At 43.1% G+C, this 12860-nt stretch carries 13 protein-coding genes; 9 read left to right on the plus strand and 4 right to left on the minus strand.

The window, feature by feature from the left end; all coding sequences use genetic code 11:
- Positions 1-20 precede the first annotated feature (20 nt).
- Complete coding sequence (gene cbiT, locus V7K53_RS11035) at positions 21-623, plus strand: precorrin-6Y C5,15-methyltransferase subunit CbiT (protein ID WP_335197550.1); 603 nt, start codon at positions 21-23, stop codon at positions 621-623.
- Between the two features lie 197 nt (positions 624-820).
- On the plus strand, positions 821-1708 hold the full coding sequence (locus tag V7K53_RS11040; RefSeq protein ID WP_335197551.1) for a phosphatidate cytidylyltransferase: 888 nt from the start codon (positions 821-823) through the stop codon (positions 1706-1708).
- 148 nt (positions 1709-1856) lie between these two features.
- Here the strand turns inward: V7K53_RS11040 and V7K53_RS11045 are convergent, their stop codons facing one another.
- Complete coding sequence (locus V7K53_RS11045; RefSeq protein WP_335197552.1) at positions 1857-2570, minus strand: LmeA family phospholipid-binding protein; 714 nt, start codon at positions 2568-2570, stop codon at positions 1857-1859.
- 134 nt (positions 2571-2704) lie between these two features.
- Between V7K53_RS11045 and V7K53_RS11050 the strand changes: the two genes are divergently transcribed.
- Together V7K53_RS11050 and V7K53_RS11055 are read left to right on the plus strand one after the other, a co-directional pair.
- A complete protein-coding gene (locus tag V7K53_RS11050; protein WP_335197554.1) occupies positions 2705-3463 on the plus strand; it encodes a pseudouridine synthase in 759 nt (252 codons plus the stop codon).
- A 29-nt stretch (positions 3464-3492) separates the two neighbouring features.
- Entirely contained in the window at positions 3493-4305 is an 813-nt protein-coding gene (locus V7K53_RS11055; protein WP_335197555.1) for a helix-turn-helix domain-containing protein, read from the plus strand.
- A 278-nt stretch (positions 4306-4583) separates the two neighbouring features.
- On the opposite strand, the gene malQ is transcribed toward V7K53_RS11055, so the two are convergent.
- Entirely contained in the window at positions 4584-6092 is a 1509-nt protein-coding gene (gene malQ, locus V7K53_RS11060) for a 4-alpha-glucanotransferase (RefSeq protein ID WP_335197556.1), read from the minus strand.
- 225 nt (positions 6093-6317) lie between these two features.
- Between malQ and V7K53_RS11065 the strand changes: the two genes are divergently transcribed.
- From V7K53_RS11065 to V7K53_RS11080, 4 genes are all read left to right on the plus strand, one after another.
- On the plus strand, positions 6318-6749 hold the full coding sequence (locus tag V7K53_RS11065; RefSeq protein WP_335197557.1) for an NUDIX hydrolase: 432 nt from the start codon (positions 6318-6320) through the stop codon (positions 6747-6749).
- 100 nt (positions 6750-6849) lie between these two features.
- Positions 6850-8220, plus strand: coding sequence for a Rid family detoxifying hydrolase (locus V7K53_RS11070; protein WP_335197558.1), 1371 nt, complete (start codon positions 6850-6852; stop codon positions 8218-8220).
- Between the two features lie 141 nt (positions 8221-8361).
- Entirely contained in the window at positions 8362-8487 is a 126-nt protein-coding gene (locus V7K53_RS11075) for a hypothetical protein (RefSeq protein ID WP_335191087.1), read from the plus strand.
- 165 nt (positions 8488-8652) lie between these two features.
- Complete coding sequence (locus V7K53_RS11080) at positions 8653-9126, plus strand: hypothetical protein (protein WP_099100284.1); 474 nt, start codon at positions 8653-8655, stop codon at positions 9124-9126.
- Positions 9127-9275: 149 nt separating this feature from the next.
- On the opposite strand, the gene V7K53_RS11085 is transcribed toward V7K53_RS11080, so the two are convergent.
- Complete coding sequence (locus tag V7K53_RS11085; RefSeq protein WP_335197559.1) at positions 9276-9644, minus strand: hypothetical protein; 369 nt, start codon at positions 9642-9644, stop codon at positions 9276-9278.
- A 106-nt stretch (positions 9645-9750) separates the two neighbouring features.
- Between V7K53_RS11085 and V7K53_RS11090 the strand changes: the two genes are divergently transcribed.
- A complete protein-coding gene (locus V7K53_RS11090; RefSeq protein WP_335197560.1) occupies positions 9751-12330 on the plus strand; it encodes a tetratricopeptide repeat protein in 2580 nt (859 codons plus the stop codon).
- 160 nt (positions 12331-12490) lie between these two features.
- Here the strand turns inward: V7K53_RS11090 and V7K53_RS11095 are convergent, their stop codons facing one another.
- Entirely contained in the window at positions 12491-12736 is a 246-nt protein-coding gene (locus V7K53_RS11095; RefSeq protein ID WP_335197562.1) for a toxin-antitoxin system HicB family antitoxin, read from the minus strand.
- Between the last annotated feature and the right edge of the window lie 124 nt (positions 12737-12860).

Here is a 12860-nt window from a genome sequence, read left to right on the forward strand (position 1 = left end):
TAGTATAATTGCGTAATTCTATGCCCTCCCAACTTTGGCCTTATATTACCCCAGGTATTCCCGATGACTTATTTGAGCATTTGCCAGGAATTCCCCTGAGCCAGCGAGAAGTTCGACTGCTATTGATTGCCCAACTGCGGCTCAAATCAGATTCCGTGTTGTGGGATATTGGTGCAGGAACGGGTACAATTCCGGTAGAGGTGGGGCTATTGTGTCCAGGCGGACAGATTATCGCTATCGAAAGGGATGAAGAAGTAGCTAATCTGATCAAGCGTAACTGCGATCGCTTTGATGTGAAAAATGTCGAAGTTGTTGAAGGCAGCGCCCCAGAGTGTTTACATGACCTCAAAATTACCCCTCACCGTGTTTGTATCGAGGGAGGTCGCCCCATTCAAGAAATTCTGCAAGCAGCTTGGCATTATTTGCCTCCATCCGGTCGGGTTGTAGCCACAGCTGCTAATCTAGAAAGTCTGTATGCTATTTCCCAAAGCTTTTCCCTATTAAGGGCTAGAAATATCGAAGTCGTCCAATCTGCGGTTAACCGCCTAGAGACACGCGGCTTTTCTCAAACCTTTACCGCCGTCGATCCCATTTTTATCCTCAGTGGTGAGAAACTAGACTAAATCAAAAAGATTTTAGATTTTAGACTTCGGCTCCTTTCGACTTCGCTCAAGGCAAGTCGCTCAGTCGAACGATTTTAGATTTTAGATTGGGGATTTAGGTGATATGTCATCAGAAACCAAGCCACAATTACCAATCCCTAATCTCGAATACCTAATCTCTAATCCAAAATCCAAAATCCAAAATCCAAAATACTTCTATGCCTTGGTCTCGGATTATAAGTGGAATTGTTGCGATCGCTCTTGCTCTTTCCGCAACCCTTTTGGGGGGTTGGTACTTTACCATCATCTTTGCGGTCATCATCTTTTTGGGTCAACAGGAATATTTTAATTTGGTGCGAGCCAGAGGCATCGCTCCAGCAGCTAAAACCACTATGGCTGTCAGCCAAGTATTGCTAGTGATTTGTACCCTTGATGGCAGTTTAGCTGATGCTGTGATGCCAATAGCTGGCACACTTATTTGTTTTTACCTGCTGTTTCAACCCAAATTTGCCACGATCGCTGATGTTTCCGCTTCTATTATGGGGCTATTTTACGTCGGTTATTTACCAAGTTACTGGGTGCGGTTACGAGCAATTGATAGCGCTGCTTTTAGTAATCTCCCTTTCGGAGGTTACTGGCCCACAACCTGGACAGATTTCTGGGAAAAGGCAAATTCCGCTTCTTTAGCACAAGGTTTTACAGCCACACTACTGACTTTTTTGTGTATTTGGGCAGCTGATATCGGTGCTTACACCATTGGCAAATTCTTTGGAAAAACCCGTTTGTCTGACATTAGCCCGAAAAAAACTGTTGAAGGTGCTGTCTTTGGTATTACTTCAAGTGTTGCCGTAGCCATAGCAGGAGCCTATTATCTTCACTTGCCCAAATCCCCCTTCACAGGTTTAGCATTAGGTTTGCTGATTGGTATTGCTAGTCTTTTAGGGGATCTCACAGAATCTATGCTCAAGCGAGATGCTGGAGTTAAAGATTCTGGGCAGTTAATCCCCGGTCATGGTGGTATTTTAGACCGTACCGATAGTTATATTTTTACTGCACCTTTGGTTTACTATTTTGTGACATTACTTTTGCCACTACTTGCTAAATAGGTGAGTTGGGCATTGGGCATTGGGCATGGGGCATTGGGCATTGGGCATTGGTTATTCTCCCCTGCTCCTGTGCTCCCCTGCTCCCCTGCTCCGCAATAGACGCCACATTATTTAAAATAGGCTATTAATATTTTTTAATTTGCGATCGTCAAGGGTTAACGTTAATCCGCCCACGACATACTAGCTTTCCTGGGATCAGCGTTAATTCTTCGATATCAACATCTGAGCCAAGATCCAGATTGTACTCATAATTGTCCTTTAATATATCTTCCCGATCGCGCTTGATTGGGATATGTACCAGTTGCAACTCATGTCCACTGAGTAATTGTAAACCTAGACAAATTTCTAAAGGCGTTGTTTCGCTATTGGTTACTCTCAAACCTCGCAGTATAATTTGGTTGTTCCCAAGGAGAATTTCTTGCCACTTGATTGGTTGTGACTGAGGATAATCTTTTGGTAAAACCTTAACCAAGAGATCGCTCAAAGCAGTCGATAATAAGTCTGATGAGAGAGAAGCATTCAGATCCTTCTCGTCTACGATCAAATCACCAACCACTGGTACTATTTCTAACAGCCTTAGAGGTTTTCCCTTGAGTACTGAACCGATATTTACCCGAATATTTTCTGCTATTAATTGAATTTGTGTAATTAGGAGACCTTGATAAACTGCATGAGTTGCAAAAACAGATACCGAAGGAATGCGTCCAGAGAAAAGTTGGCGATCGCTAGCTTTAATCTCCACTTCTAATTCCGATATTTGGCTGACCTGCGCTCTCAACCAGAGCTTGACTGCTGTTGTGAGTACCTGCGTAATTATGCGGATTTTATTTCCACTTGTTGTTTGGGGATTTTGCTCTGGCATTTAACCAATCTGTTTAGGGGTATTTGCTCAACAACCGAACCGAAATTAAATAAGCTTTAAATGTAACATTTATGCCTACTCGCTACAAAATGCAAATATCATTTAATTGATAACAGTAAATAAGCAATTTCCACATGGAGGTACGGTTACAAAAAATTCTTGCTCAATGGGGTATCGCCTCACGTCGTGAAGCCGAAGAAATGATTAGGCAGTCACGGGTGCGGATTAATGGGGTATTGGCACATTTAGGTCAAAAAGTCGATCCCGAAAAAGATGCGATCGCAATAGATGGTCAGCCTGTATCCGAAAAGCAGCGTCCGGCTTTAATATATCTATTGCTGCACAAACCAGCGGGAGTGGTTTCTACTTGCTACGACCCTCATCGCAGACCAACAGTCCTGGATCTACTACCGAAAGAATTACGGGAGGGTTCAGGTATTCACCCAGTTGGCCGTCTAGATGCAGACTCGACAGGAGCATTAATCCTGACTAATGACGGAGAACTGACATTTGGGCTAACCCATCCACGTCACAGTATTTCCAAGACATATCATGTTTTGGTCAAAGGACATCCTCCAGAAACAGTACTACAGACGTGGCGTCAAGGTGTGATGTTGGAGGGTAGAAAAACCAGGGTCGCTAAGGTACGCGTAATCGAACGTCGTACCGAGGAAAGCGTTTTAGAAATAGTGTTGCAGGAGGGAAGAAATCGCCAAATTCGCCGTATAGCTCAACAGTTAGGATACCCAGTAATCAAGCTGCATCGGACTGCTATCGGCCCAATTCAATTACAAACTCCAAAGGAACCCTTTTTATCAGAGGGTAAATATCGTTCCCTCAAAGATCGTGAGATTCACTTTTTGCAAGATCAGATAACGCAACCTAATTATTGATTCAGTGGAGTTAAGGAGTGTCAGTAGGCATGAAATGGCTAAGAAAGAAGAATAAGCACCAGCCATCACTTTCATTAGAGCAACAACGAGCCGAAAAGTTGGCAGAGTTAGGCGCTCAACTTTGGGCATTACGTCAAGAACAGGGTTTATCTCTAGAGCAAGTGGTTGCATTGACTCGGATTCCCCGACGATTATTGCAGGCGATCGAAGAAGGTAATTTAAACGATCTACCAGAACCAGTCTATATTCAGGGTTTAATCAGACAATTTGCCGATGCACTAGGCTTGAATGGAGTAGAATTTTCTGGCACTTTTCCAATCAGTTCTGCACAAGTTAGCCCTCTGAGTAGGGGGAGTAATTCACCCTTGGCTCAACTACGTCCAATTCATCTTTACTTTCTTTACATATTGCTAATAGTATGTTCTGTAAATGGGTTATCTCAGTTATTAAATAACGCGTTACTACAAGCAAGTAATAGCCCAAACCAGCAATATCCAAAACAAAAATCTGTTGTCAAACCAGAACTAGCTCAACTAAAAGAGTCAACGCAGGTACAACCTGTCAGCGATACCCTAAGTGGTGTTCAAAAGGGACAAGTTGTACAGGTTGGTGTGACTTTGAAAGCCTCATCTTGGATTCGTGTAGTAGCCGATGGCAAAACCGAGTTTGAGGGTATCCTGCCAGAGGGAACTCACCGAGTTTGGAAAGCCCAAGAGCAACTGACAGTGAAAACTGATAATGCTGGTGGTGTGTTGGTGAGCGTCAATCAAGAGAAAGCTAAGGAAATGGGAGAACCAGGGAAAGAGGAAGAAGTTAGGATTGCTGCCAAGCCTAAGTTTTGAGATGAAGGAGAAATCAATTCAAAATGACGCTCTCTACGAGACGCTGCGCGAACGCGGACTCGCTAACGCTGCGCTAACAAAATTCAAAATTGTACTCTTACAGAGAAGCAAGCTACGCGCAGCGTCTCATAGAGAACAAAAAGATTGTGGGAGATGAGAAGGATAAGGGGGACAAGGAGAAAAGGAGGAAAAGGAAGCATTTACTCTTCCCTCTCCCTTGTCTTCCTTGTCTGCCTTCTTTTACCCATCTCCCCCTGCTTCCCTGCTCAACAACTAGCTTATTGTGCTTCTGGGGCGCGTCCATTGAGTTTGGTAAGAACTTTTAAGCGATCGCGTAATTCGTCTGTTAACGCTCCTGCTTGATAGCGCCACTCCCAGTTACCCTCTGCAACACTAGGAAAATTCATCCGCGCTTCATTTCCTAATCCCAAAACATCTTGCAAAGGAATAATCGCTTGGTTGGCTATAGAACTCAAAGCTAGGCGAATTAAATCCCATTGGATGCCTTCAGGACTAATACAACCTAAATAAAGCCATAAGTTATGCTTTTCGTTGTCATTAGCTGAATTGAACCAGCCTACAGTTGTGTCATTATCGTGAGTGCCAGTATAAACTACAGCATTTCGCGGGTAATTGAATGGTAAGAATGGATTAGCAGGATCGGAACCAAAGGCAAACTGCAAAACTTTCATCCCAGGAAACTCATACTTGTCTCGGAGCGCTTCTACCTCTGGTGTAATTACTCCCAAATCTTCTGCCAAAACGGGTAGCTTGCCCAACTTCTCCCTAATCGCTGCAAAAAAAGCATCTCCAGGCGCTTCCACCCATTTACCATTCATGGCAGTTTCTTCACCTTGGGGCACAGACCAATAAGCCTCAAAGCCCCGGAAGTGGTCAATGCGAATTATATCTACATAATCCAGCATTGCCTCAAAGCGCTGTACCCACCATTTAAAATCTTGTTTTTGCAATTCCTCCCAGTTATAAACCGGGTTTCCCCACAATTGACCGGTGGCGCTAAAGTAATCTGGTGGAACTCCTGCCATTTGGGCAGCAGCTCCTGTCTCTTCGTCTAAGCAAAAGATGTCGGGATGCGCCCACACGTCAGCGCTGTCATGAGATACGTAAATGGGGATATCGCCAATAATATCAATGCCGCGCATATTAGCGTAACTTTTGAGGTCAGACCACTGGCGGAAAAACTCAAATTGGACGAATTTGTAATAATAAATTTCTCCATTGAGCCGATGCTGTGCTTGCTCCAATGCTTGGGGATCGCGCTTGACAAATTCTGGTTTCCATGCGTGCCAGTTTGCATTCTCATTGGCATCTTTCAGCGCCATAAATAAGGCGTAATTATCCAGCCAATAGGCTTTACTGTCGCAAAAACCTGCAAACTCTTTCTGCTGGATAGGCGTAGCATTGGTTCTAAAGTTGTCACAGGCTTTTTTGAGTAGCCCAGTCTTAATCGGTACAACCCGATCGAAATCTACCTTTTCTACCGGAAATCCTGGTAAATTAGCAAAGTCTTCTTCAGATAGTAAACCTTCTTCTAAGAGTTTTTCTGGGCTAATTAGCAGAGGATTTCCTGCCATTGCCGAGTAGCACATATACGGAGAATTGCCGTATCCAGTGGGGCCTAGTGGTAAAACTTGCCAATATTGTTGATGGCTCTCTTTAAGAAAATCAATGAAGCGATAGGCTTCTAAGCCTAAATCCCCAATGCCAAATCGACTGGGAAAGGAGGTAGGATGCAGCAAAATGCCACTGGATCTAGGAAAAGGCATAAGTAACCTGAATTATGAGAGGGAGCAGTTATCTGATCGAGACACGATGCAATCGCATCGAATTTATCACTGAACGGTATTTGCAGGGGAAATCAAGTAAACTCATTTTGTTTGTCATTTGTCTTTTGTCATTTGTCCTTTGGGAATAACCAATGACTAATACTTCGGCTACGCTCAGTACAAGTGACCAATGACCAATGACTAATGACTAATGACTAAATAACTATGACTTACCGAAATCCTACACCGACAGTTGATATCATCATTGAACTAGTAGATCGACCTCATCGGCCAATAGTGTTAATTGAAAGACATAATCTACCTTTAGGTTGGGCTATTCCTGGTGGTTTTGTAGATTATGGCGAAGCTGTGGAAGTGGCGGCGCGGCGAGAAGCTGAGGAAGAGACGGGTTTACAGGTGGAATTAGTTGAACAATTACTGGTATATTCTGACCCAAATCGCGATCCGCGTCAGCATACGATTAGTATTGTGTTTTTGGCGACAGCTAAGGGTGAACCACAGGCTGGGGATGATGCTAAGGGTGTAGGCATTTTTGAGTATTGGCGCGTGCCTGGTAATTTATGTTTTGACCACGATCGCATTTTGCGGGATTACTGGCGATATCGGCATTATGGGATACGTCCGAGGTTGGGGTAAGAGGAACGAACCGCGAAGGCGCGAAGGAAGAAAAGAGAGCAATACCTGTGACACAAAGCTTTTGTGATTATACTGTGTCAGTGGTATTTAAAGGTGCATTATGGATGCTGAGGAACTTTTAAAACAATACGCACAAGGTCAACGAAAGTTTCATAACGAAAATCTTAGAGGACTAGACCTCAAAGGTGTAAATCTGAAGGGGATAGACCTGACAGGTGCGGATTTGACGGGAGCAGATTTGAATGATGCCAATCTAAGTAAGGGATTACTTCAAAACACTAACCTCACTAGGGCATCTTTGACAGGTGCAAATTTGAGTGGTTTAGCGGAAAATTCTCGTTTAAATTTAACTTGGGCAGATTTGAGCGGTGCTGACTTAAGTAAGGCAAATATAAGTAGTGGAAACTTAAGTAACGCTAACTTAAAGAATACAAACTTTAGTGAAGCAGTCATGAATAGTGCCAATTTTACTAATGCTAATTTGGATAATGCCAATTTGAGTAAAGCGAATTTGAGTAGTGCTAACTTTAGTAACGCCAACCTAAATAATGCTGACTTGAGTGATACCATACTCGACTCCGCAAACTTGACTGATGCATCATTGAATGAAACAAAAGTCGTTAGATCCAGCTTGAAGAGTGCTGATTTAAGTCGAGCTAATTTAGTTGGCTCTGATTTTAGTCAGGTAGATTTATCTACTGTGAAACTCAAAGATGCCAATTTCCAAGGAGCCAAGATTAGGGGTGTTATTTTATCTCAAAAGGATTTGTCTGATATGAATCTGGCTGAGGCTGATCTAGGTGCAGCAAAGCTCATAAATGTAAATTTCAGAAAAGCTTGTCTCAAAAAGACAAATTTAGAAAAAGCAGAACTGCAAAAAGTAGATTTGATGAACGCAAATCTGAACGGAGCAAATCTTAGAAAAGCTGACCTAACTGGAGCTAACATTTACGGAGCTAATCTTCAAGATGCAGACCTAACTGGTGCGATAATGCCAGATGGAGAAGTCTACAAACCGATCGCAGCTGAAGCGAAAATCGGTAAACAGGAAACATCGTTAGAGAAAGTAATATCTATGACCCGTAAAGTAATTAATACTGATAACGCACCCGCACCAGTGGGCCCTTATAATCAAGCGATCGCAGCTTCAGGTCAATTTGTATTCATCGCTGGACAAATTGCCATCGATCCCCGCCTTGGTGATGTCGTCTACACTGATGATGTCAAAAAGCAAACTGAGCAGGTATTAGCTAACCTTGAAGCTATTCTCACAGCAGCTGGTGCGACTTTTGAAGATGTGGTGAAGACCACTGTATTTTTGGCTGATATGAATGATTTTGCGGCGGTGAATGCCGTATATGCTAAATATTTCCCGGAAAATACAGCCCCAGCGCGGGCTTGTGTGCAGGTATCGCGCTTACCTAAAGATGTGTTGGTAGAGATTGATGCGATCGCGGTGATTAGCGGTTAGGAGAAATAGAACAATAAGCAAAATTTTAACGGTTACATTTGATGGTTCTGTTTTGCGTCCAGATATTCCACCTGATTCAGAACCGAATAAACGCTATGTGATTACCATTGTTTCTGAGGATATTAACTCATCTGAAACTAAGTGGCTGATGTGTGGGATGTATTAGAAGATTTAACAGGGACAGTTGATGCACCCGAAGATTGGGCAAGTCAACACGATCATTACCTCTATGGCACACCAAAACGTCAGCCTGAAATTAACACATGACGGGTGAGCGAATATTTTTAGACACTATTTTAAAAAATTATAAATTCAAGGGCAGAATTGACAATTAACAATTGTAAGTATTTTTGAGTGTTCCCCTCTGATGAATGCGATCGCTTCTACAACTTTGGGAATACTGAGACTAAGTACCCTAAAGGAGTATTAAAAATGGCAGAAAATCGTATCAGTGCCAGTCTCGCCCCAGCAGATAAAGAAGCAGTCATGCAGGCCATCGCTACAATTAGAGAAAAGTTACCATTTTTGGTTGATTTGACCCCTGAAGATCGGCGAACAATGCTGAAGATGGGAGATAAAAGTCGGGCTTTTGTCAGCAAAGCCTTACAAGTGGCAACACAAAACCCTAACTTTTTGCCTCGTTACTTTGATTTAGAAGAAATGCGCCGGGACTTGGAAATATATGAGGACTTGTATCCGGTGCTGTTGTCTCTAACGCAACTGCAAGAATTGGTGGATGATACCTGTATAGCTGCTGCTAGTGAAGCGTATGCAGCAGCATTAGCAGTTTATAGCTATGCCAAAGCTAGCGGTGATGTCGCAGGTTTAGATGCAGTAATTGATGAGATGGGACGCAGGTTTAACCGCCGTTCTAAGAAAAAGCAATCCGAAGTCCCAGTTAGCTAAAACTTGCAATAGGCAATTATATCAGTTGTCAACTTGGTAAAATACACGTCATTTTTAGGGGCATAACAATGTTATGCCCTTTTCGCGTTTTGTATTCAAAGATTTTTGAAACCTGCGCAGGTGGTCACTAAGCTTGTCGTACCACTTGCCTACGGCACGCTGCGCGAACGTGGAAGCAAGCTACGCGCAGCGTCTCGTAGAGAAGTGCGGGTTTTGTCTGTGTAGTCGCGACTTCTAGTCGCCAGGGCATTTTTGAGCCTCAGAAGGTCAACGTCGAGCCTCAGAAGGTCAACATTGAGCCTCAGAAGGTCAACATCGAGCCTCAGAAGGTCAACGTCGAGCCTCAGAAGGTCAACGTCGAGCCTCAGAAGGTCAACATCGAGCCTCAGAAGGTCAACGTTGAGCCTCAGAAGGTCAACATCGAGCCTCAAAAGGTCAACGTTGAGCCTCAGAAGGTCAACATCGAGCCTCAAAAGGTCAACGTTGAGCCTCAGAAGGTCAACGTTGATTTTAAACAAGGTTATTTGCAAAAATTACCTAAAAAAAGTTAGTAAATTCCGTAATACGCCTTAGATATTTACTAGCTATCCTGTAAACATTAGCACCTCAAAATTGAATACCGTAATGAACCAGCAAAACAAGCCCAAGAGTCTACGAGATATTCTTAAGCAACGCCAGCAATCAGGTTTTGTGGGTCGTGAAGACCAAGTAAACCTATTTCGTCAAAATCTAGCATTACCTCTGGAAGACAATTGCCGTCGTTTTCTATTCAATGTTTGGGGTCAAGGTGGGGTTGGTAAAAGTACCCTGTTACGGCAGTTTCGCAAAATTGCTGATGAAACAAAAATTATCTCGGCTTATATCGATGAAGCTGAAAAAAGTATCCCAGAAGTTATGGGTCGTCTAGCTGAGGATTTAGAACAGCAAGGGCATAAACTGACGCAGTTTACAGAACACTACAAAGTTTATCGCCAAAAGCGCCAAGAATTAGAAACCGATTCAGAAGCTCCTCAAGGCTTTTCGACTTTTATGGGAAAAACTGTCTTAAAAACTGGTGTGCGTCTAGCACGTCGAGTTCCAGTTGCCGGTGCTGTATTTGACTTTGTAGATGAAGATGCTTTGGCTACCCAAGCCGGAAAATGGTCATCTTATGTTGCAAAGAAAATAACAAATAAAGACCAGGTACGCTTAGTTCAAGAACCTGAAGAAGTTTTAACACCGCTATTTTTGCAAGATATTTTTAAAATTGCTGAAAAAACTACTGTTGTTCTGTTTCTTGATACTTATGAACGCACTGGAGAATTCCTAGATAACTGGCTACGAGAAATCTTGGAGGGTCGTCACGGTGAAGTGTCTCTCAATATATTGATAACAATCGCCGGTCGGCAGGAATTAGATAAAAATTATTGGGCACCTTATGAGGGTTTACTTGTTCGTTTCCCTCTAGAACCGTTTACAGAAGAAGAAGCCCAAGAATATCTAAATCGGAAAGGCATTAACAACACTCGTATTATTGAAATGATTTTGCGCCTTTCTGGAAAGTTTCCCCTGCTGGTGGGAATGCTAGCAGATGCTCATCCCAATGACCCTAACCAAGTAGTTGAGCCTAGTAGTAGTGCTGTAGAACGCTTTTTAAAATGGATTGATGACCCCAAGCGACGACAAGTTGCTCTCGATGCTGCCATTCCTCGGTGCTTGAACCAGGATGTTATAGCTAAGTTGAGAGGAGAAGAGGAAGCAGATGAGCTATTTACTTGGCTAAAAGAAACATCCTTTGTCAATGAACGTACCGATGGCTGGGCTTATCATGATGTCGTCAAAACCCAAATGTTACGCCACAAACGCCTTTCATCGCCGCAAGGTTGGGCTGACATACATAGTAAGTTGGCAAATTACTACAACACCCTGCGGAACGATCTGCAATTAAAGGAAAAGAAAAAACAGTGCGATCCTAGCTGGCAAAGTCACACTTTAAATGTGTTGTACCACAATTTATGTCAGTCACCACAAAGGAATTTATCTGTAGCTCTCAATGAATTTCTTGCTGCACTCAAAAATCAACCCGCTTTTGCCCAGCGTTGGGCAGAAACAATGATACAGGCTGGTAAAGACACGGATTCTGCCGAAGTTCAGCGTTGGGGTGAGCAATTAACTAATGGGTTAAAAGCCTATGATGAAAAGCTATATCAAATTACTATTGATATGTTTACCTCAATCCTACAGGATTCCAGCATTCAGGTAAAATGGCAACCAATTGCTTTAGGTTGGCGAGGTGAAAGCTACCGTTTAATGAAGCGTTACACCGAAGCATTGCAAGACTTAGATTGCACCATAGAACTTGACCCCAACGATCAGTGGGCGCTGGCACATCGAGGTAATATTTACCGTTATACGAAGCGTTACCCAGAAGCGCTTCAAGACTTAGACCGTGCCATAGAACTTGATTCTAATGACCATTGGGCGCTGGCAGTTCGAGGTGACACTTACTGTTTGATGAAATGCTACGCGGAAGCACTGAAAAACTTAGACCGTGCCATAGAACTCGATCCGAATTACCAATGGGCGCTGGCACATCGAGGTGAGACTTACCGTTTAATAGAGCGTTACCCGGAAGCCCTCAAAGATTTAGACCGCGCTATAGAACTTGACCCTAATGAACAGTGGGCGCTAGCACACCGAGGTGAAACTTACCGTTTAATGAAGTGCTACACGGAAGCCCTCAAAGATTTAGACCGTGCCATAGAACTTGACCCCAATGAACAGTGGGCGATCGCACATCGCGGTGTAACTTACCTCCAGCTTAAACGGTACAATGAAGCTCTTGCAGATTTCAATCGCGCTATTGACTTACATTCTGATGATGATTGGTATTTGTACGATCGCGCTTTAACCTACCTAGCTCTTAACCAACCAGACAAAGCACGGGCTGATTTAGCACTTGCCATCAACCTTGCTAAAGAGCATTACAAAAAAGATCCTCAAAACTGGCGTAATGCCTTTAACTTAGCTCTTTACTATTTGGCTGCTCAATATAATCAACCAGCAGAGCAGTTATACCGCTATGTTTTATCTCAGAGGGCTTCCTTAGAGCATATCCGTATAGAAATCCAAGACCTAAATGACTTTTTAACCATCTTCCCTAACCATGTGCAGGCTACGTCTATGCGACAGTTGTTGCAGTCTTCTCTAGCTGGGGTCATGTAATTTCCAATCGAAATATGAAGCGATGCCTGCGGCGGGCTACGCTTACGCTTTTACAACTTTGCCCAACTCATGACAAAGTGTATTGCGATCGCTTCATTCCCAACTTTTGCAAAAGCTTGGCAAAAATTACCCCTGAAAGTGAAGAACCTGCACTACGTTGTTAGGGTGTGGGTAAGCGATCGTAAGATTCCGGTTCAATATCTGGTACTTTCGCTAACACTGCGTCGTATTTTTCTCGACTGCCTCGCTTGGCTAACTCCCCTAGACAAATTTCAGTTGTGAGTGCAGCGATTTTTTCCGCAACTGCTGTCGCCACAAACTGATCGATAGAAATGCCGTCTTGTTTGGCAAGTTCCTGCAAACTTTTGTACACAGAGTCAGGAAGTTGGACTCTGAGGTTGCTCATGACAATGCTCCAATAAATTGAATTTTTCCAAATTATGGGAGCATCCCAGTTAAAAATTGCTTAATAAAAATCCTCTTCATTCAAAAAACTGGCCTTTAATTAAAGCCAGTTTTTTGATTTTATT

Source organism: Nostoc sp. (genome assembly GCF_036917355.1).
Classification (GTDB): Bacteria; Cyanobacteriota; Cyanobacteriia; order Cyanobacteriales; family Nostocaceae; genus Nostoc.

Coding starts and splice junctions, on each gene's coding strand:
- cbiT (WP_335197550.1), top strand. CDS start 21: ATGCCCTCCCAACTTTGGCCTTATATTACCCCAGGTATTCCCGATGAC.
- V7K53_RS11040 (WP_335197551.1), top strand. CDS start 821: ATGCCTTGGTCTCGGATTATAAGTGGAATTGTTGCGATCGCTCTTGCT.
- V7K53_RS11045 (WP_335197552.1), bottom strand. CDS start 2,570: ATGCCAGAGCAAAATCCCCAAACAACAAGTGGAAATAAAATCCGCATA.
- V7K53_RS11050 (WP_335197554.1), top strand. CDS start 2,705: ATGGAGGTACGGTTACAAAAAATTCTTGCTCAATGGGGTATCGCCTCA.
- V7K53_RS11055 (WP_335197555.1), top strand. CDS start 3,493: ATGAAATGGCTAAGAAAGAAGAATAAGCACCAGCCATCACTTTCATTA.
- malQ (WP_335197556.1), bottom strand. CDS start 6,092: ATGCCTTTTCCTAGATCCAGTGGCATTTTGCTGCATCCTACCTCCTTT.
- V7K53_RS11065 (WP_335197557.1), top strand. CDS start 6,318: ATGACTTACCGAAATCCTACACCGACAGTTGATATCATCATTGAACTA.
- V7K53_RS11070 (WP_335197558.1), top strand. CDS start 6,850: ATGGATGCTGAGGAACTTTTAAAACAATACGCACAAGGTCAACGAAAG.
- V7K53_RS11080 (WP_099100284.1), top strand. CDS start 8,653: ATGGCAGAAAATCGTATCAGTGCCAGTCTCGCCCCAGCAGATAAAGAA.
- V7K53_RS11090 (WP_335197560.1), top strand. CDS start 9,751: ATGAACCAGCAAAACAAGCCCAAGAGTCTACGAGATATTCTTAAGCAA.
- V7K53_RS11095 (WP_335197562.1), bottom strand. CDS start 12,736: ATGAGCAACCTCAGAGTCCAACTTCCTGACTCTGTGTACAAAAGTTTG.